13 protein-coding genes are annotated in these 20,028 nt (G+C 62.2%); 8 read left to right on the forward strand and 5 right to left on the reverse strand.

Annotation, left to right across the window (positions count from 1 at the left end; genetic code table 11):
• Nucleotides 1–83: 83 nt before the first annotated feature.
• From KVP70_RS21785 to KVP70_RS21805, 5 genes are all read right to left on the reverse strand, one after another.
• Nucleotides 84–1,625, reverse strand: a complete 1,542-nt coding sequence (locus KVP70_RS21785; RefSeq protein WP_229225004.1) for a histidine-type phosphatase — start codon at nt 1,623–1,625, stop codon at nt 84–86.
• A 3-nt stretch (nt 1,626–1,628) separates the two neighbouring features.
• Nucleotides 1,629–3,707, reverse strand: a complete 2,079-nt coding sequence (locus KVP70_RS21790; RefSeq protein ID WP_229225005.1) for a TonB-dependent siderophore receptor — start codon at nt 3,705–3,707, stop codon at nt 1,629–1,631.
• A 133-nt stretch (nt 3,708–3,840) separates the two neighbouring features.
• Nucleotides 3,841–4,749, reverse strand: coding sequence for a carbohydrate kinase family protein (locus tag KVP70_RS21795; RefSeq protein WP_217944303.1), 909 nt, complete (start codon nt 4,747–4,749; stop codon nt 3,841–3,843).
• 2 nt (nt 4,750–4,751) lie between these two features.
• On the reverse strand, nt 4,752–5,960 hold the full coding sequence (locus tag KVP70_RS21800) for an AGE family epimerase/isomerase (RefSeq protein ID WP_217944304.1): 1,209 nt from the start codon (nt 5,958–5,960) through the stop codon (nt 4,752–4,754).
• 135 nt (nt 5,961–6,095) lie between these two features.
• Entirely contained in the window at nt 6,096–7,118 is a 1,023-nt protein-coding gene (locus KVP70_RS21805) for a LacI family DNA-binding transcriptional regulator (RefSeq protein ID WP_116988019.1), read from the reverse strand.
• 314 nt (nt 7,119–7,432) lie between these two features.
• Between KVP70_RS21805 and KVP70_RS21810 the strand changes: the two genes are divergently transcribed.
• The 8 genes from KVP70_RS21810 to KVP70_RS21845 all read left to right on the forward strand — a co-directional run bounded on the left by KVP70_RS21810 (nt 7,433) and on the right by KVP70_RS21845 (nt 20,015).
• The gene (locus KVP70_RS21810) at nt 7,433–8,707 is read left to right on the forward strand and encodes a sugar MFS transporter (RefSeq protein WP_217944305.1); all 1,275 of its coding nucleotides are present in this window, start codon (nt 7,433–7,435) and stop codon (nt 8,705–8,707) included.
• A 3-nt stretch (nt 8,708–8,710) separates the two neighbouring features.
• On the forward strand, nt 8,711–10,069 hold the full coding sequence (locus KVP70_RS21815; protein WP_229225006.1) for a glycoside hydrolase 5 family protein: 1,359 nt from the start codon (nt 8,711–8,713) through the stop codon (nt 10,067–10,069).
• Nucleotides 10,070–10,301: 232 nt separating this feature from the next.
• Complete coding sequence (locus KVP70_RS21820) at nt 10,302–11,558, forward strand: ABC transporter substrate-binding protein (RefSeq protein ID WP_217944306.1); 1,257 nt, start codon at nt 10,302–10,304, stop codon at nt 11,556–11,558.
• 135 nt (nt 11,559–11,693) lie between these two features.
• Nucleotides 11,694–12,578: a carbohydrate ABC transporter permease gene (locus KVP70_RS21825; protein WP_217944470.1), complete on the forward strand. Its 885-nt coding sequence runs from the start codon at nt 11,694–11,696 to the stop codon at nt 12,576–12,578.
• Between the two features lie 25 nt (nt 12,579–12,603).
• Nucleotides 12,604–13,455, forward strand: coding sequence for a carbohydrate ABC transporter permease (locus tag KVP70_RS21830; protein ID WP_020702121.1), 852 nt, complete (start codon nt 12,604–12,606; stop codon nt 13,453–13,455).
• Between the two features lie 24 nt (nt 13,456–13,479).
• Complete coding sequence (locus tag KVP70_RS21835; protein WP_217944308.1) at nt 13,480–14,619, forward strand: ABC transporter ATP-binding protein; 1,140 nt, start codon at nt 13,480–13,482, stop codon at nt 14,617–14,619.
• Between the two features lie 39 nt (nt 14,620–14,658).
• On the forward strand, nt 14,659–17,289 hold the full coding sequence (locus tag KVP70_RS21840; protein WP_217944309.1) for a TonB-dependent receptor: 2,631 nt from the start codon (nt 14,659–14,661) through the stop codon (nt 17,287–17,289).
• Nucleotides 17,290–17,381: 92 nt separating this feature from the next.
• The gene (locus tag KVP70_RS21845; protein WP_229225007.1) at nt 17,382–20,015 is read left to right on the forward strand and encodes a TonB-dependent receptor; all 2,634 of its coding nucleotides are present in this window, start codon (nt 17,382–17,384) and stop codon (nt 20,013–20,015) included.
• Nucleotides 20,016–20,028 lie beyond the last annotated feature (13 nt).

The raw sequence follows: 20,028 nt of genomic DNA on the forward strand, positions 1-20,028 counted from the left end.
CCTCGTAACGAATTGAATCGGATGTTGTGTTTTCGGCAGCTGACGATCCTTGGCGTGGCTTAAATGGCAAGCTTATATCAACGTCACTTCGGCATATGGCAGACGCGCAGGCCTGCGTAGTCGTAGTAGTGGCTGGCCGGGGCGATCTTCGCATGGTCGCAGCTTCGCTTGAAGTCCGTTTCCTTCTCGTTGTACAGCATGCGGACCAGTGTGCGGCCCTGGTCATTGGTGTAGACATCCCATTGGATATTGGCCGCCATCGGCGCGACCGCGTCACCGCGCCAGCTGCTGATACCGTAACTGTACGACACTGCGCGTGGCAGCTGTTCAGACATGCCGGGCAGGCCGAGGATGGCCGCCATCGGGATGACGATTTCGGCGTGGGCGAAGCGCAGCTTGGCGGCATGCGACAGATCGCCCTTGGCGATGGCGTCCACCTCGCCGAAGAAATCGTCCAGCAGCGTTTGCGCCATGCGGTAATTGACGTCGCCGTTCTCGCTGATGCCGGGACCCTTGCTGTAGAAGGCGATGGCGTCCTCGGTGGCCGCGAACACCGCCGCCTGCTGCGCCGGCATGTAGCGGGTGAAGTCGGCTTTCAGCTCGGTCTTCATGTCGGCGGCGGTCGCGTACAGGTCGTAGAGCGCCTGCGCGGCATCGACGGAGGATTTGATGTCGGTGTCGCCATCGCCGGTCAGCTGGTTGGTGAACTGCTTGTCGGCGCTGGTGTAGCTGTAGGCCCCGGTGTTGGCGGCGCTGTAGCGGCCCTGATTCAATCCTTCGATAAAGGCCGGCGTGAACAGGCGCTCAAGCACCGCCTTCGCGGCCGCCGCCACCTGCGGCTGCGCCAGCACGGCGGCTTCACGCGCGCGCAGTTCGTCGCTCTTGGCCCATGCCTGGTATGCCTGGCTGGCCAGACAAGTGGCGCGCAGCGGATCGCTGTCGTCGGCCACCAGGTCCTGCTTGGCACTCAGTTTGTGGAAGTAGAGCAGAAAGCGGTCGGTGCCCGCCGGGCGGCTGTCGTGATTCATTTCGGCGCGCGGCGCCAGCGATGGCGGGCGCACGACCAGCGCCTGCAGATTGGGCTGCTGCGCGACCAGCGATCCGGCGAAGTAATCGCCGCTGTCCACGGCGCGGTCCTTGCCGGAGGTGACCAGCAGGATCTGGCGAGGCTGTGCGCCGACGGCCGCGTTGTGGAACAGCTGCGGCAAGCGGCGGTACATGCGCTCGGCGAGCTGCTTGTGCTCCATCACGCCCTGCATGGTCTCGTTGCCGTAGCCAGGTTTGGTGATGCCGGCCACGCCGTAGCCTAGCAAGGCGTTGGCCTTCATCATTTGCAGCAGGTCGCCGCCGAGGTGGGCGCCCAGCGGCGTCAAGGCTTTCTCCCTGCTGGCCAGCTGCCACAGGTTGTAGAGCGCCAGGTCGGTCTTCATGCTGCTCAAACCGCGCGATCCATGCCGCGCCAGCAGTTGGGTGTAGACCGCGCGGTAGCCCTGCGGCGGGGCTTCGTAGCTGGCGCTGGCCTGCCGCGGTTGATACGGCGTCTTGGTTTGATAGTACTGCTCGCCGACGGCGTTCAACATCAACAGGGACAGCGCGGCGCCTGCCGCAAGGCGTTGTGGTTTCATGGTTTAGAAGTCTACGCGAACATTCACGCTGGCGGTACGGGGCGAGCCGACGTTCAGGTAGTTCTCCTGGTAGTAGGTCCAGTATTTGCGGTTGGCGATGTTGGAGATATTGGCGCGCACGCTGACCATCTTGCCGAAGTAGCGGTGACGGTAGCTGAAGCCGGCATCGAACAAGGTGTACGCCGGCAGCGTGTTGACGTTGGCCGCATCCATCGGCAGCTCGCCCAGGTACTGCGTGCCGGCATGCAGCGCCAGGCCTGGCAGCACATCCCGCCAGGTCGCCTGCACCGAAACCTGGCTGCGCGGGGCGCCGGCTGCGCGTTTTCCGCTGTAGCCTGCTGCGGCGTTTTCCAGCGTGGCATCGAGCAGCATCAGGCCACCTTCGATCGACAGGTTCTTGGTGGCTTGCACCACGGTGTTGAATTCCACGCCCTGATATTTGGACTCGCCGTCGGCCACGAAGATGTTGCCGGCATTGGTGTACTGCGCGCCGCGCTTGATGTGGAACAGCGCCGCGCTGGCGTTCCAAAAGCTGCGCTCCGTCTTGATGCCGATTTCGGCCTGCTTGCTCTTGAGCGGGGCAAAGGTTTGGTTGGCGTTGACGGTGGACGTCGGCGCGCTGGATGCCTGTTCCATCGCTTCGACGTAGCTGCCGTAGACGGTGGTGTCGGCGGCCGGCTTGTACATCAGCGCCACGGTTGGCGTGGTGCGCTGCGCCGGGTAGTTGGCGGTGACCACGCCCTTGGTGGAATAGGCATTGTCGTTGTAGCGGGTGTAGCGGGCGCCGGCCAGCACCGACCAGTTGTCGGTCAGCTTGAAGGTGTCGCTGGCGAAGGCCGCATCCTGGCGGGTGGCTTCGTCGCGGTAGGTGCCGCCGCTCCAGTTGATGCTGCCGACGTTGTTGATGGTCGGCGCATACAGGTTACCGGTACCCATATAGGTTTTCGGCGTTACCACGGAGGAGGTCGACGACAGGTTCTGCGAGGTCACGCCGGCGACGATTTCATGCGCCAGGCCGAAGGCGTTGACCTTGCCTTCGAAGCTGGCCTGCGCCTGGTCGAAGTGATAGCCATGCAGCTCGGAGGTGACGCGGTCCTTGTAGTCGGCCTTGTTGCTGGTGATGTAGTACTGATCCTTCTTGTAGACGCGGGTCGAGTTCGAGGTGCGGTACGACAGTTCCGCCATCCACTCAGGGCTCAGGCGATATTCCATGCCGACGGTGGACAGTGCGAATTCGACGTCGCTGCCGGCGCCGATGCTGTTCAATTTACTGTCGCCGGCGATCGGCTTCGGCACCACGTAAAGCGGCGAGATCACCACATCGGTGCCGCCGACGCTCTTGCGGCGCTGGTAGATCGCATCGTAGGTGATCGCCACGTCGTGGTTGACGCGCCATTCCAGGTTGATGCCCGCAGCGTTACGCTTGATGGAGCCGCTTTCTTCCTGCACGCCGCCGTCTTCGTGCAACAGGTTCAGACGGTAGCCGAAACCGCCTTCGTCGCCCAGCCGGCCGCCGGTGTCGATATGTTCCTTGATCGCGCCGCCTTCCTGGTAGCCCAGCGCCGCGCTGAAGCTCTTGTCGGTGGTGGGGCGCTTGCTGACATAGTTGACGATGCCGCCCGGCGAACCGAAGCCGTACATAAAGCCGGTCAAGCCTTTCAGCACCTCTACGCTCTCGAACATCTCCAGCGGCATTTCGGTGCCGCGGTTGACGTTGGCCAGGCCGTTGATCTTGTAGCCGTTCAGGTCATCGAGGCGCAGGCCGCGCATCTGGATGGTGGCCGGGTGGGTGCTGATCGGTGGGCTGATGGCGGTGACCGAGGCGTCGTACTTCAGCACTTCGGAGATGCTGGTGGCCAGGCGGTCTTCGATTTCGTCGCTGCTGACGGCCTTGGTGGAGAAGGGCGTATCCAGTTCGGACTTGCGTCCCAGTGCACCGCCGCTGACGCTGTCGCCCAGTTTCTTCTTTTCCACCGTCGCCTTGATGACGACCTTGGACAGCGCGCCTTCGCCGCTGTCTTCTGTGGCGAAGGCCGCGCCGTGCAGTGCATAGAGGCCGGCGGCCGCGAGGGCCAGGTGCAAACGGGATTTAGCGAAGGGTGTAGTCGGGTGCATGAGAACCTAAAGAAGAGGGACGATATAAAGCCCGCAATCTTATCGGTGTTGTATGACAACCGTATGACGACAGACCCGGGGACCTGACCCCGGATTTCTGTTACGGCAGCAGCGCCTCGATCTGCGCCAGCGATGGCGGCGACGCGCCAGCAGCCAGGCAGGCGGCGGCGCCGGCCGCGACGGCAAACTGCAGATGCTGCAGTGGCTGATTTTGCGGGCGATGCATCATGCTCCATGCCAGCGCCGCGATGCTGGCGTCGCCCGCGCCGACGGTGTCGATCACAGTGATCGACGGTGCGGGAAGGTGCCAAGCTTGATCGCCGACGTGCAGCGATGCGCCGGCTCCGCCCTTGGTGTACAGCCAGGTGGCGCCAGGGTTCCAGCTGCGCAGCGTGGCCAAGGCGCCATCGATATCGGTGGTGCGGAACAGGCCTTCCAGGTCTTCTTCCGACACCTTGATGACGTCCGCCAGCTCCGTCATGCGGCGTAGCGTGGCGTCATAGCGTTCATCCATCAGCAAGCGATAGTTCGGATCGTAGCTGATCCGCACGCCGTCGCGCTTGAGTTGCGCGGCCAGCGCCACCAGCTTGTCCGCCAACGGTTGGCGCGCCAGGCTGATGCCGCCGAAGTGCACCCATTTGCAGTGCGCGCGCCAGCCTTCCGGCAGCGCCGACGCGTCGAACTGCAAATCGGCGCTGTCGTCGCCGACGAAGAAGTAGGCCGGCGGATCGGTGCGGTGCACGATCGCCAGCAGCGGCGATTTGTCGCTACGCTGAAGGAAGCGCAGGTCGAGCCGCGCAGCTTCGCTGGCCTGCCACAGCGCGTCGCCGAAGACGTCGCGGCTGATGGCGCCGGCGAAGGCGGTCGGTACGTCCAGCCTGGCCATGGTGCGCGCCACGTTCCAGGTCGAACCGCCCACCTGGCTAAACCAATGCTGCTGTTGCGGGTCCTGCACGATCATGTCGGTCAGCGCTTCGCCTGCCGCCACGAATACCGGAAAGGCCGTCATTCTCAGTCCTTCAATACGTTGAGCACTTCGTAGCAGGCGCCCATGGTGTGATAGTCCACCTTGCCGGCGGGGCTCTTCTCGTCGGTCAGCTTGCTGTTATCCGCGCCGAGGATGCGATACCACGCGCCGTGCCGGTGGTCGACGAAATGCTCCCAGCTGTAGGCCCAGATCTTGTCGTACCAGGTCCAGTAGCGCGCTTCGCCGGTGCGCGCGGCCAGCAGCGCGGCGGTGGCCAGGCTTTCGGCCTGCACCCAGAAGTATTTGAGATCGTCGCAAATGCTGCCGTCCGGCGCGAAGCCGTAGTAGATGCCGCCGTGCTCGTGGTCCCAGGCCTTGGCCAGCGCCGCGTCGAACAGCTCGACGGCGCGCGGCAGCAGCCAGTTGCTGCCGCCTTCCAGCTGCGCTCCGTGGCGCTCCAGCAGCAGCAACAGCTTGGCCCACTCGGTCAGGTGGCCCGGCTGGTAGCCCCACGGACGGAAGATGTTGCTCTTGTCGTGGCGGTTGTATTCGGTGTCGACCGACCAGTCGGCGTGGTAGTGCTCCCAGATCAGGTTATCGGCCAGTGCTGCCTGGCGTTGCGTGATGTTGCGGGCCAGTGTCTCGGCGCGCAGCAGGTAGGCGCGTTCGCCAGTCGCCTCGAAGGCGGCGATCAGCGCTTCGCAGGCGTGCATGTTGGCGTTCTGGCCGCGATAGGGCGCCAGGAAAGTCCAGTCGGAGCTGGCTTCGTCGGCATACAGGCCGTGGGTGGATTGCCAGAAGCGGCGTTCCATCAGCGCGTAGGTCTCGGCAATCCATTCGCGGGCCTGGGTCTCGCCGGCCATCAGCGCGTGGCTGTAGGCGAGCAGCACGAAAGCCAGCCCGTAGCAGTGGTTGGTGCCGTCGGTGACGAGGCCGGCGCCGTTGTTCCAGTCCAGCTGCCACGCATAGCCGCCGGTGTCGGCGTTGCGGTGCGCCTTGCGCAGGAAGTCCAGGCCATGGCGCAGGCGTTGCTGGTCGCCCGCTTCGCCGAACTGGCGCCACGCCATTGCGTGCGTGAAGATGAAGCGCGTGCTGCTGACCAGGTGGCGGGTGTGCGCGTCGTAGACCGTTCCGTCATCCTTGTAGAAGTGATAGAAGCCGCCGCTGGGGTCCACACAGCGGTCGTCGTAGAAGTGCTTGGTGTGGCGTATGTGGTTCAGCAGCGTTGCGCGGGATTGAAAATCTGGTACCATCGTCAGGTCCGTTTGTAAGTTAAAAAGCAGGCCGCCTTGTACGGCAAAGCGCTGTATGTTTTTCAGGCGCGCAGCAGCCCCCGCATACGATTCCTGCGAACCGTACGCCCTGCGGCAAAGCCTGTTCCGTAAAAATTATTTCTGTATGCGCCACCCGTCGAACACGGTGCTGGCGCGGACGATCAATTCCACCGGCGCGATCTTTTCTACTGCCTCTTCCTGCTGCCCGCTGAGCAGCAGTTCCACGCCCAGTGCGCCCAACGCTTTTTTATCGATGCGCAGCGTCGTCAACGGACGATGCCCCAGCACCGCGGTCGCGATGTCGTCGAAGCCGACGATGGCGATGTCGTGCGGGACCTTCAAGCCCTTGGCCAGGCAGCAGCGCATCGCCACCAGCGCGGCGCTGTCGTTGTAGCAGAACACCGCATCCGGCGGATGGGGCAGTGACAACAGCTTCTCCATCGCTTCCCAGGCGCCGGTTTCCAGGTCCACGCCGTCCGGCAGTCCCGCTTCCAGGCGCGGATCGGCCAGGATGCCTTCTTCAAACAGCGCCTGACGATAGCCGCGTGCGCGCTCACGGATGCTGTAGTGCGACAGCGGACCGGAGATGAAGCCCACGCGGGTGCGGCCGGTGTCGATCAGGTGCTTGGTGGCCAGGTAGCCACCCATCATATTGTCCGGGTTGACGGAGCTGTAGCCACGCAGCTGCATATCGATCAGCACCAGCTGCTTGCCGGTCGAGCGCAGGGCGCTCAGGGTCTCAGGTTCAAAGAAGCCGGCGCAGACAATGCCGTCCGGCGCATGCATGCGTATCTGGTCGATCAAACCGTCCGCCGGGCCGACCGCCATGAACGACAAGACGATGCCCTGCTTGCGGCAGGCTTCCTCGGCGCCGTGCAGCACCGGCGAGTAGAACGGGCTGCTCGACGCGGTGTTGTGCTGGCGGTGCAGCAGGAAGGTGAGCCGCCGCAGGCGCTTCGGCCGCAGCTTGCAAAAATCGTAGCCCAGTTCCCGCGCCGCTTCCAGCACCATCTGGCGGGTGGCCTCGGTCAGTCCCGGTTCATTCTTCAGCGCCCGCGAGATGGTCCCGGCGGACACCCCGGCGACACGGGCGATATCGCGTATCGTCACTCCGGCGACATTCGTGGCATTGCCCATCTACCCTCCAAGTATCTTTATGAAACTGCTCGCGGCGTGGCCGTCGGCAGGATTCTGTGTGAACGCAGTCTTGCATAAGCGTCCACGCTCGGTCAAACAACTAGATGATTATCCTGAAAAGTTTAGCGCAATTTACTAAACATGCCAGTTTTAGCCTTTCGCCGAGCCGCAATGGCGGCGTCGCGCCTATATCGGCGTGTTTAGTGAAGGTGGCTAAACTGCGGCCGAAATGCGCTAGTTGTTTGACCACCGGATGGCGCCCATGCAGAATCTTTTTCATTAATATAAAAACCATCCATACAGGAGACAGATTTATGGAACACGTTGCATCGGCAGCTTTGCGTCGCCAAGGCCAAGCGGACCAGGAGGGGACCAGCAACACCGTCCCGCTGGTGATCATCACGCTGCTGTTCTTCATGTGGGGCCTGCTAACGTCGCTAAACGACGTGCTGATTCCGCATCTGAAATCGATTTATACCCTTAATTATGTGCAGGCGATGCTGGTGCAGTTCTGCTTCTTCGGGGCCTACTTCATCGTCTCGCTGCCGGCCGGGATGCTGATCAAGCGTATCGGCTACCAGCGCGGCGCGGTCAGCGGCCTGGTACTGGCGGCCGGCGGTTGCGCGCTGTTCTATCCGGCGTCGATGAACGGCTACGCGCTGTTCCTGCTGGCCTTCTTTGTGCTCGCCAGTGGCATCACGATCCTGCAGGTGGCGGCCAATCCGTATGTGACGGTGCTGGGCGCGCCGGCCACCGCCTCGAGCCGCCTGACGCTGACCCAGGCTTTCAACTCGCTGGGCACCACCATCGCGCCTACGCTGGGCGGCATCCTGATCCTGTCCGAAGGCGCGCCCGTGGTGGCCAACCTGGTCAAGACCAAGGCCGAGGAAGCGGCCGCCGTGCAGGGGCCATACCTGGCGCTGGCTGCGGCGCTGCTGGCGCTGGCCATTCTGTTCGCGCTGGTGCGCCTGCCGAAGATGACGCACGCGGAAGAGGAGACTGGCGTTATCTCCACCGTCGAGAAAACCGTGCTGGCGCATCGCCACCTGGTGCTGGGCGCGATCGGCATCTTCCTGTATGTGGGCGGAGAAGTCAGCATCGGCAGCTTCCTGATTAATTTCCTCGGCGAGTCGAATGTCGCCAGCCTGCCAGCCGGCGCCGCCGCGCATTACGTCAGCTACTACTGGGGTGGCGCCATGATCGGCCGCTTCATCGGTTTCGGCGTGATGCGTTATGTCAGTCCAGGCAAGGCGCTGGCCTTCAACTCGGCGGCGTCGATCGCGCTGATCTTGACCGCCATCTTCGGCAGCGGCGCGGTCGCCATGTGGAGCATCATCGCGGTTGGCCTGTTCAACTCCATCATGTTCCCGACCATCTTCAGCATGGCGCTGCACAAGCTGGGCAAGCAGACCGGCCAGGGCTCCGGCATCCTGTGCATGGCCATCGTCGGCGGCGCGGTCGTGCCGTTCGCGCAAGGCCTGCTGGCGGACTCCATCGGCCTGCAATGGTCGTTCTTCGTGCCGGCTGCCTGCTACACCTTTATTCTCTACTTCGGCGTGAAGTATGCCGGCATGTACTCGACAAAATAGATCATGAAAATACTATTCAAGTTCTGCGCCGCCGCCCTGATGTTGAGCGCCTGCGGCATGGTGGGCGCGGCCGATGCACGCGGCGATTTTGTCAGCGCCAAGAAGACGCACTTCAGCCGCAAGGGCCAGGCTTGCTACATCGTCGGCGCCAATTTCTGGTACGGCGGCTATCTTGGCGCGGCCAGTGGCGTGGGCGAGCGCGCCCGCCTGCTGAAGGAGTTGGACAATATGCGCGCGCTGGGCATCAACAACCTGCGCGTGTTGGCCGTGTCGGAAAAGACGGACATCAAGAGCGCGGTCAGCCCCGCATCGACGGCGGCGCCGGGTCAGTACGACGAGGAGCTGCTGGTCGGCCTGGACTTCCTGATGGCGGAAGTCGCCAAGCGCGATATGACGGTGGTGCTCTACCTGAACAATTTCTGGCAATGGTCCGGTGGCATGACGCAGTACCTGAACTGGTTCGAAGGCACGCCGGCGCTGGACCCCAATGTCACCAAGGACTTCGATGGCTTCCTGACCAGTACCGCCGCCTTCTATCGCAGCGCCGCCTCGCAAGCCGAGTATCGCAACGTGATCGCCAGGATCGTCAAGCGCGTCAACACCGTCACCGGCAAGCCATACTCCGAGGATGCCAGCATCATGGCGTGGCAGCTGGCGAACGAGCCGCGTCCGGGCACCAGCCAGGTCACGCCGAAGGAGCGGGCGCTCTACGTCAAATGGATAGACGAAACGGCGGGCTACATCCATAGCCTGGACAAGAACCACATGGTCAGCAGCGGCAGCGAAGGCGTGGTCGGTTCCGCACAGGACGCGCAGCTCTACCTGGACGCCCACCGCACCAGCAATATCGACTACCTGACCTATCACCTGTGGCCCAAGAACTGGGGCTGGTTCGATTCGAAGAACCCCACCGGCAGCTGGGACGGCGCCATTGCCAAGAGCCGCGACTACCTGAACACGCACATCGAACTGGCGAAGAAGCTGAACAAGCCTATCGTGCTGGAAGAGTTTGGGCTGGATCGCGATGGTCCATCGTTCAGCATCAAGGCCACCACCAAGATCCGCGACCGCTATTATCGCGAAGTCTTCGACGTGATTTACCAGCGCGCCAGCAAAGGCGATCCGATCGCTGGCTTCAATTTCTGGGCGTGGGGCGGCGCCGGCCGCGCCGCCAACGCGGAATATTGGTGGAAGCCGGGGAACGACTTCGTCGGCGATCCTCCGCAGGAAGAGCAGGGCCTGTACTCGGTCTTCGATTCCGACGTCGGCTCGCTGCTGCTCATTAAGGAGTACGCCGACCGTTTGCACAGCATCTGCCGCATTCCAACAACAAGCGCGCAGGCTTTTTGTAAAGTTATGTAAGCATTTCTTACGAAGTCTTGCAGGGCGGGGGCGCTGTCCCCGCCATATCCCCTTCGCATCCCCATCGGCAGTAAGGAAATGTAATGCGGTGATCCCTCGGTGAAAATTTATATCAATGAATTCAACGGCTTAGCTGGTTGGTTCTGTAAGGCAACTCACTCGCCTGTCACAGAAAAGCCGGTGCTAGAATAAATTCATCGTTGTAAATAAAGCCATGCAAAGGGACTCAACCATGCAAGTACGCCGGATTGTTCGCCACGCTCTGTTGATCGCCATGTTCTCCGCCCAGGCCTCCCAGGCCGGCACCCTGGTGATCGAAAGCTGGCGCGTCGACGATAAGACGCTGTGGGAAAAAGTACTGCTGCCGGCCTTCGAAAAGAGCAATCCCGGTATCGAGGTCAAATTCGCGCCGACCGCACCCACCGAATACGACTCCAGCCTGGCCGCGCGCCTGGCCGGCGGCACCGCCGGCGACCTGATAGCCTGCCGTCCGTTCGATGTCTCGCTGTCGCTTTACAAGAAGGGCCATCTGGAGAAGCTGGACGGCAAGCCGGGCATGCAGAACTTCGCGCCCACGTCGACGGTGGCCTGGCAGACCGACGACGGCAAGGACACCTTCTGCATGCCGGTGGCCTCGGTGATCCACGGCTTCTTATACAACAAGAAGATCTTCAAAAAACTCAACCTGCAACCGCCGAAGACCGTCGACGAATTCTTCGCCGTGCTGGAGGCGGTGAAGAAGGGCGGTGCGGGCATTGCGCCGCTGGCGTTGGGCACGGCCGACCAGTGGGAATCGAGCCAAATGGTTTATACCAATATCGGCCCGAACTTCTGGCGCGGCGAGGAAGGCCGCAAGGCGCTCATCTCAGGCAAAGCCAAGCTGACCGACGCACCGTTCGTCGAGGCCTTGCAGTTCGAGCAGAAGATGGGCACTTACCTCAGCAAGGGCGCCAGCGCCCAAACCTACGGCGACAGCCAGAACCAGTTCGCGCTGGGCCGCGCGGCGATCTATCCGACCGGCTCCTGGGATATCTCGTACTTCGGCCAGACGCCGGGCCTGGAGCTGGGCGCCTTTGCGCCGCCGGTGCGCAAGGCGGGCGACCCGTGCTTCATCTCCGACCACATGGACATCGGCCTTGGCGTCAACAAAAAATCCAGAAACAAGGAAGACGCCTACAAATTCCTGGCCTGGGTGGGCTCGCAGGAATTCGCCGACATCTATACCAACCGCGTGACCGGCTTCTTCTCGCTGTCCAATCACCTGATCGCGGTGCGCGATCCGGTGGCCAAGCAGATGGCGGAATGGCGCGGCAGCTGCGCTTCGACCATACGCTTCAACGCCCAGGTGCTCAATCGCGGGCAGCCCAGCATGGAAAGCGAGTTGTGGAACGTGAACGCGCAGGTATTGAACGGCAAGCTGGCGCCCAAGGATGCCGCGGCCAAGCTGCAAAACGGTTTTGCGAAGTGGTACAAGCCACAGCAAAAGTAGTATCACACCAATCCCTCCCCCTGATTGTGTGATTCCTTTGGCCGGCGCCGGGCGCGGCGCCGGCGCTTTTTTGCCCGAATTCTGGAGGCTTACTTGAAACACGTGGTTAATACGGTGCGGCCCTGGCAGTTGCTGATGTTCCTGGCGCCGGCGGTGATCGTCTACTCCCTGTTTAGCGCGCTGCCGCTGGTGCAGACGCTTGCGCAGGGCTTCTTCAGCGCCGACGACATTGGCACGACGGTCTTCGTCGGCCTGGATAACTTCCGCACCATCCTGCTCGATCCGGATTGGTCGGCGGGGTTCTGGAACGCGATGGCCAACAACGCCAAATTCTTCTGCATCCACATGCTGTTGCAGAATCCAATCGGCCTGCTGCTGGCGACGTTGTTTAGCCTGAAAGGGCTGCGCGGCGCCCGTACCTACCGCACGCTGATCTTCTTGCCGACGTTGCTGTCGGTGGTGATCATCGGCTTTATCTGGCAGTTGATTTTGTCGCCGCTGTGGGGCGTGGGCGAAAAGCTGCTGGGTTTTGCCGGCCTGGCCGAATGGTTCGCGCCGTGGATGGGGCAGGAGGAAACCGCGCTGGCGACGCTGTCGATGATCTCGGTGTGGCAGTACATCGGCATGCCGATGATGTTGATCTACGCCGCGCTGCTGGCGGTGCCTGAGGAAATCGTCGAAGCGGCCCACGTGGAAGGGGCCAGTGCGCTGCGCATCTTCTGGCAGATCAAGCTGCCGTTGATTTATCCGACGCTTGGCCTGGTGACCATATTGACCTTCGTCGCCAACTTCAACGCCTTCGATCTGATTTACTCGATCAAGGGGGCGCTGGCCGGACCGAATTATTCGACCGATATCCTGGGCACGCTGTTCTATCGTACCTTCTTCGGCTACCAGGCGCAGGTCGGCAACGCCTACCTGGGTTCCGCCGTCGCCACGCTGATGTTCCTGGTGATCCTGGCCGGCGTGGGCGTCTATTTTATCGGTGTCCAGCGCAGGCTGACCCGCTTTGCACTGTGAGGGCCGCGTCATGACCGCTATCGCCATGAATCCACCCGTACCATTGGCCAGCCGCTTCGACCTGGGGCGCCTGATGGTGCATGCGACCTTGATCGCTTACACCGTGCTGGCGCTGTTCCCGATCGCGCTGATCCTGATTAACTCGGTCAAGAGCCGCGCCGCCATCTTCGACGATCCGCTGGCGCTGCCGACGATGGAGTCGCTGACCTTCATCGGCTTCCAGAAGGTCCTGGCCAGCACCAACTTCCTGCTCTACTTCGGCAACAGCCTGTATGTGACGCTGGTGGCGTTATTGTGCATCGTGCTGTTTGGCGCGATGGCGGCGTGGGCGCTGTCGGAATACAGCTTCATGGGCAACCGTGTGCTGACGCTGTTCCTCGCCCTCGGCATCATGATCCCGATCCGACTCGGCACGGTGTCGATACTGGAGCTGATGGTCAAGCTGGACCTGGTCAACACGCTGGCCGCACTGATCCTGGTGTACACGGCGCAGGGCCTGCCGCTGGCGATCATGATCTTGTCCGAATTCATGCGCCAGGTGCCGTCGGAGTTGAAGGACGCGGCCCGCTGTGACGGCGTTGGCGAAGTCCGCATCTTCTTCCAGGTGGTGCTGCCGCTGATACGGCCGGCGATTGCGACAGTGGCGGTGTTCACCATGATCCCGGCCTGGAACGATTTGTGGTTCCCGCTGATTCTGGCGCCGTCCGACCGCACCAAGACCGTCACGCTGGGCGTGCAGCAGTTCATCGGCCAGTACGTCACCGACTGGAACTCCGTGCTGGCGGCGCTGTCGCTGGCGGTGATTCCGATGCTGATTTTGTACGCGGTCTTTTCGCGTCAATTGATCCGCGGCCTGACGGCCGGCGCGGTCAAGTAACCCAACAACAGAAGGAGGAATGTAATGGCAAGTGTCAGCCTGAAGCAGCTGCGTAAATCCTACGATGGCAAGACCGATGTCCTGGCCGGCATCGACCTGGATATCGCGCACGGCGAGTTCGTGGTGCTGGTCGGTCCCTCCGGCTGCGGCAAATCGACGCTGCTGCGGATGTTGTGCGGCCTGGAGAGCATCACCGGCGGCAGCATGTCGATCGGCGACGAGGTGGTCAACCACCTGCCGCCGGCCGAACGCGGCATCGCCATGGTGTTCCAGAGCTATGCGCTGTATCCGCACATGACGGTGTACCAGAACATGGCCTTCGGCCTGAAGGTGGCGGGGCAGGGCAAGGCGGCGATCAAGGAACGCATCACCCGCGCCGCCGCCACGCTGAAGATCGAGCACCTGCTGGAGCGCTTGCCGCGCGAGCTGTCCGGCGGCCAGCGGCAGCGGGTGGCCATCGGCCGCGCCATCGTGCGCGAACCGCGCCTGTTTCTGTTCGACGAGCCGCTATCCAACCTGGACGCCGCGCTGCGCGTGCAGACCCGCCTGGAGATCGCCAAGCTGCACCGCCAGCTGGACGCCACCATCGTCTACGTCACGCACGACCAGGTCGAGGCGATGACCCTGGGCGACAAGATCGTCGTCATGCATGAAGGGCAGATCCAGCAGGCCGGCACGCCGCTGGACTTGTACCAGCAGCCGCGCAACCTGTTCGTTGCCAGCTTTATCGGTTCGCCGAAGATGAACCTGATGGCCGGCACCGTGGCCGAAGCGGGCGCCGGCGGCGTGCTGGTGTTGCTGCCCAGCGGAGAAGCGGTGCGCGCCTATGTCGACGGCAGCGGCCTGCGCACCGGCATGAAGGTCACGCTCGGCCTGCGCGCTGAACATATCAACGAATCGCGCGCCGGTTCGGAAGTTTTCAAAGGCGAGGTCAGTGTGGTCGAACACCTGGGTGAAGCCAATTACATCTACGTCAGTCGTGAAGGTGCAGAAGACGTGGTGATACGCGGAGACGGCGAACGTCACGTCGAGATCGGACAGCCCATCGTCTTCTCGGCCGACAGCACCGCCTTCCACGTGTTTGACGAAGGGGGACAGGCGCTACGCCGCCTGCGTCCGGGGAATATGGTGTCGGCCGCGCGCAGCATGATGCGCAGCGTCTGAGATCAATGCGGTTCACATTTTTCAAACAAGGAGAATTGAATGACTAAGCCGGTACTTAAGAAAAAACTACTACCTCACTTGATCGCACTGGCGCTGAGCGGCGGCTTTGCGCACCAGGTCTATGCAGCGGACCCCGTTGCGGCCGAAGCGGCTCAAACCAGCGAGGCGGCACCCGTTGGCGACACCGCGACCGTCGAAGTGCGCGGCATCCGCGAACGCCTGAAGCGCAACCTGGCTGAGAAGCGCGATTCCGGCAACGTCATCGATACCGTCACCGCCGAGGAAGTCGGCAAATTCCCGGACAAGAACGTGGCCGACTCGCTGCAACGCGTGCCGGGCATCTCCGTCGACCGTACCTGGGGCGAGGGCCGCGACATCTTCGTGCGCGGCACCGACAAGAACCTGAACCTGACCCAGTTGAACGGCCAGGCCGTCGCTTCCGGCTACTGGTGGAAGAACGATTCGCAAAGCCGTGGCTTCAACTACGATATCCTGGCCTCCGAACTGGTGGCCAGCATCGACGTGTACAAAAGTCCGTCGGCGGACCTGGACGAGGGCAGCATCGGCGGCCTGGTGATCGTCAAGACCCGCAAGCCCCTGCAACTGAAGCCGCTGGTGGCGCAGGTGTCGGTCGAGGAGACCTACAGCAAGCTGCCGAAGAAAACCGATCCGCAGATCTCCGGTTTGCTGAGCTGGACCAATGAGCAGAAAACCTTCGGCGCGCTGGTCGCGGTCAGCCGCCAGCAGCGCACCATGCGCCGCGACGGCCTGGAAAACTTCACCGACTCGACCAAGTACAACATCGTCGACCAGAACGGCGTCGTCACGCCGGGCGCCTATGCATCGTGGGGCGGCGGCTCGGCTATCTTCCGCCAGGACCGCAAACGCACCACTGGCGACATTACCCTGCAGGCCCGCCCGAACGCGAACACCGATATCTCGCTGAACTACATGAACTCTGATATGAGCATGGACAACAGCAACCAGAACTACCTGTGGGAAGCGGGCGGCCTGGCGGACAAGAATGGCAATATCACTGTCACCAATCCAAAGTTCATCACCACCTCCAACGGCACCAAGGCGCTGGTTGGCGGCACCGTCGGCCCGACGGGCGGCGTGTCGTTCGAGCCGATCTTCCGTCAGTCCTACATCAAGTCGGAAGTGCTGGACCTGGAAGGCACCTATGACGCCGATAACTGGAAATTCCACGGCCAGGCCGGCACCACCAAGGGCTCGGGCGGCAGCGATCATGACCGCAATTTCTGGTTCGTCGGGAATACCCGTACCACCTTCAACATCGCGCCGGACACGTATGAGGTCAAGTACCAGGACATCAATCCTCTCGATCCGAGCAAGCTGACGCTGCAAAGCTCACGCGATTGGATCCGCCGCATGGAGACCAAGGAAAACTATGCGCAGGGCGACCTGACGCTGGACGTGAACAATGGCTTCTTCAAGTCGTTCAAGGTTGGCGCCAAGCTCCGTGACACCACGGTGCAGAACCACCGCACCATCGGCACCGACGGTCCTGGTAATCCTGGCTGGCAGTCGTTCTCGCTGGCCGACTTGTCGACTGGCGCTTCGCCGCTGCTGAGCCAAAAGGCCGCCAACCCAGGCTCGCTGACGCAGTACGCATGGGTGGATGACGGTCTGGCCTACTCCAAGGGCTTCCCGATGTACGACAAGGGCATGGTCTATGCGGAAGCGAAGGGCGAGTACTACAAGATCAAGGAAAAGATCTACGCCACTTATGCGCGCGCGGACTTCGCCACCGGCCAATGGCGCGGCGACTTCGGCGCCCGCATCGTCAAGACCGACCAGACCTCCGAGGCCTACCAGGACTTGACCGGCACCGGCAACTACACGCTCGCCAACGTCAGCCGCAGCTATACCGACGTGCTGCCCAACCTGAATGCGGTCTACACCGTCAACAAAGAGCTGCTGGTGCGCGGCGCCGTGGCGCGGGTAATGGCGCGTAACACCTACAGCGACTTGAGTGCCAGTACGGAAGTCAGCGGCACCACCAACGCGGCCACCTCCGGCAATCCGCTGCTCAAGCCTTACCACGCCAACCAGGCGGAACTCGGCGCGGAATGGTACTACGCCGATGCATCGCTGCTGTCGGCCACCGTGTTCGCTAAAAAGCTGGATACCTTCATCTACACGCAGACGGCGACAGAGAACGTAGGGGGCGTGATGCGTCCGGTGACCCGTCCGTACAACGCCAACAACGGCGAAACGGTCAACGGCCTGGAACTGCAATGGCAGCAAGCGTTCAGCAGCGGCTTCGGCGCCATCGTCAACTACACCTACACCGACGCCAAGACCGGCGCCAATGCGGGTGGCCTGAAGCTGAACGTGGTCGGCAACTCGCGCAACCAGGCCAATATCACCGGCTTCTTTGAAAAGGATGGTTACAGTGCGCGGCTGTCGTACAACTACCGCTCGAAGGCCTATGGCGCGCTGGATGAAGGCGGCCAGGACGTGACCAGTGCCTACGGCCAGTGGGATGCGTCGGCCAGTTGGGATATCACGCCGAAGATTAGCCTGTACCTGACGGCGGTGAACATCACCAATGAAGTTATCCGTACCAACACGACCGACGGCTTGCCGGTGGGAGTGTACGAAAACGGCGCGCGTTACAGCATCGGCTTGAAAGCCAAGTTCTAAAAAAGCTGGACGTAACACCTTGCTGGTGGCGAGATAAATAACGTTTGATCGGGAGAGCAATGATGTCGCATCATAGTATCAAGAGAAAATTTATGAGTCTCGCCATCGGCAGCATTTGTGCCGGCGCGGCCTACGCACAGCAGGAGTCCGATACGTCGGCCATCGCCACCAAGGACCAGGTGGCGGAGGTCAAGGTCACGGCGACCCGCCATTCCACCTCGCTGCTCAAGACGCCGGTGGCGGTAACGGCGGTGACGCAGGAAGCGCTCAGCCGCGATGGCATCACCGACGTGCGCGGATTGAGCGGCCAGATCCCCAATCTACAACTGGGCACCTCCAACGACGGCAGCGGCGGCGTGCAGATCGCGATTCGGGGCGTGAGCAGTTCCGACTTCACAGAGATTGGCAATCCGGCCGTCGGCCTGCATGTGGCCGGCCTTTACCAGCCGCGTCCCCAGGCCGCGCTGGCGTTGATGTTCGATCTCGATCAGGTCGAGGTGCTGCGCGGCCCGCAGGGGACGCTGTTCGGCCGTAACTCGACCGGCGGTAGCATCAACATCATTCCGGCCAAGCCGGAATTCGGCAGCAGCTACGGCACTGCCGAAGCGGATTTGAGCAATTACCGTGGACGCCAGATCTCGGCGGTACAGAACATCCCGGTCAACGACAATTTCGCGATGCGCGTCACGGCGATGAAGATCAAGCGTGACGGCTACATCAACCAGCAGCAGGACTTCTACGCGGCGAACTTCCCAGCGCTGGGCATCGTGCCGGCACGCGACGCCGCCGGCAACGTCATCCCGGACGTTGACCAGCGCTTCAACCAGAAGGTCGGCGCCGACAAGTTCTACACCAACAAAGATGAATACGCGGCGCGCTTGCAGGCGCGCTGGAAGATCCGTCCTGATCTCGACTGGCGGCTGACCTACGAGAAGTACCAGAACAACGGCGCCGGCGACTTGCCGATCAAGGACTGCGAGCAGGCGGCCGGCACGCCGTATGCCTGCACCGGCGGCCAGTGGGATGTGAAGGTCAACGTGCCCGGCGTGATGGACATGACCATCGACACCGTGCGCAGCGGCCTGGTATGGGATCTGAATCCCTCGACCACCATCGAGTACAACGCCTCATGGTCCAGCCAGAAACGGCGCGAGATCCAGGATAGCGATAGCGGCTACCAGCCTATCGAGAGCGAGCTGGCGACGCGGCCCGGCACGTCGCCGTTCAACGACTACGCCACCTACACCACGGCATCCAAATACGTCTCCACCGTCCACGAACTGCAACTGCGCGGCAAGTACGACCGCCTGCGCTATGTGGCGGGCCTGTTCTGGATGCATGAGAAGAACAGCATCGACTACGCGCAGGACTACCTGGGCGCGTCGTGGGGCACATACGGCTTCCCGGCAGAGTCGTACTTCTATCACCAGGCTGACCGTCAATCGGATTCCAAGGCCATCTTCGCGCAGGCCGACTGGGAGTTCGCGCCGAGCTGGAACCTGACCGTGGGCGGACGCATGACCCGCGACACCCGCAAGGACGTCGGTGGTCAATATTGGGACACGGCGTTCTCGGACGATCCGGCGATCTACTTCAAGGGACTGCATAATCCCGGCACACCGGGCACGCCGGGTTTCGTGCCGTTCAACAGCTCCGACCTGAAGCCGGGCATGGGCGGCTACTACGGCGCCGCCGGTTTCGATTCATCGATCCATCCGGTGATCAGCGACGATTCTGCCTCGTGGAAGAAGTTCACCTGGCGCCTGGGCCTGAGCCGTCAGCTGACGCCGCGCGACATGGTCTACACCTCTCTGTCGACCGGCTACAAGGCCGGGGGCTTTAGCGACAAGGAAGATATCTGCCGCACCGGCTTGAACGGCAATTGCGCCGGCCTGTCGCCGGGGCCGCACTACACCAACATGCCGTGGAATCCTGAAACGCTGACCAACTTTGAATTGGGCTACAAGGGCCGTCTGCTGAACAACAAGCTGAGTTTCTCGGCCACCGCGTTCTACAGCCGCTACAAGGACATGCAGCTGACTGGCGGTGTCACCGTCGGCAAGATTATTCCGAAGGTGCCGTGCACCGCCACCAACCCGTATTGCGACAGCGTGGTCATTTACGGCACGCAGAATGCGGCGCAGGCGAATATCTCCGGTCTGGAAATCGAGGGCGAGTACAAGCCGTGGCCTGGTTCGCACATCGGCTATTCGTATTCGCACCTGAAGGCGGTCATCAAGTCCTATCCGACCTACAGCGAGGATAGTTCGATCAGCTGCAACATCCGCGACAAGTACGGCGCGCCGCCTTGCGTGGCATATGAAGGAACAGATCCCCTGTTCGCCGGAAAATTCCCGTTGAATATCGCGGGTAACCGCCTGCCATATGCACCGGCCAATACGCTGAACCTGAACGTTTCGCAGGACTTCGAACTGGGCGACTACACGCTGACGCCGTGGATTTCCGCCCGCTGGCAGGACAAGATGTACTTCTCGCTGCGGAATCTGGATAATCCCCACATCTCCGATGCGCAGAAGGCCTACACCACGGTCGACGCGGCGATCAAGCTGGTTGCGCCGGGTGGCAAATGGCACGTTGAGGCTTATGTGAAAAACTGGGGCCAGACGCTGGCGAAGAACTACGCTAGCGTGGTCGATCCCGGCTATGTGACGGCGTCCTACAACGATCCGCGCATCTTCGGCATCCGCCTCGGCGCCACCTGGTAAATGAAAAGGAATC

This window comes from Duganella violaceipulchra, from assembly GCF_019166075.1.
GTDB lineage: Bacteria > Pseudomonadota > Gammaproteobacteria > Burkholderiales > Burkholderiaceae_D > Rugamonas > Rugamonas violaceipulchra.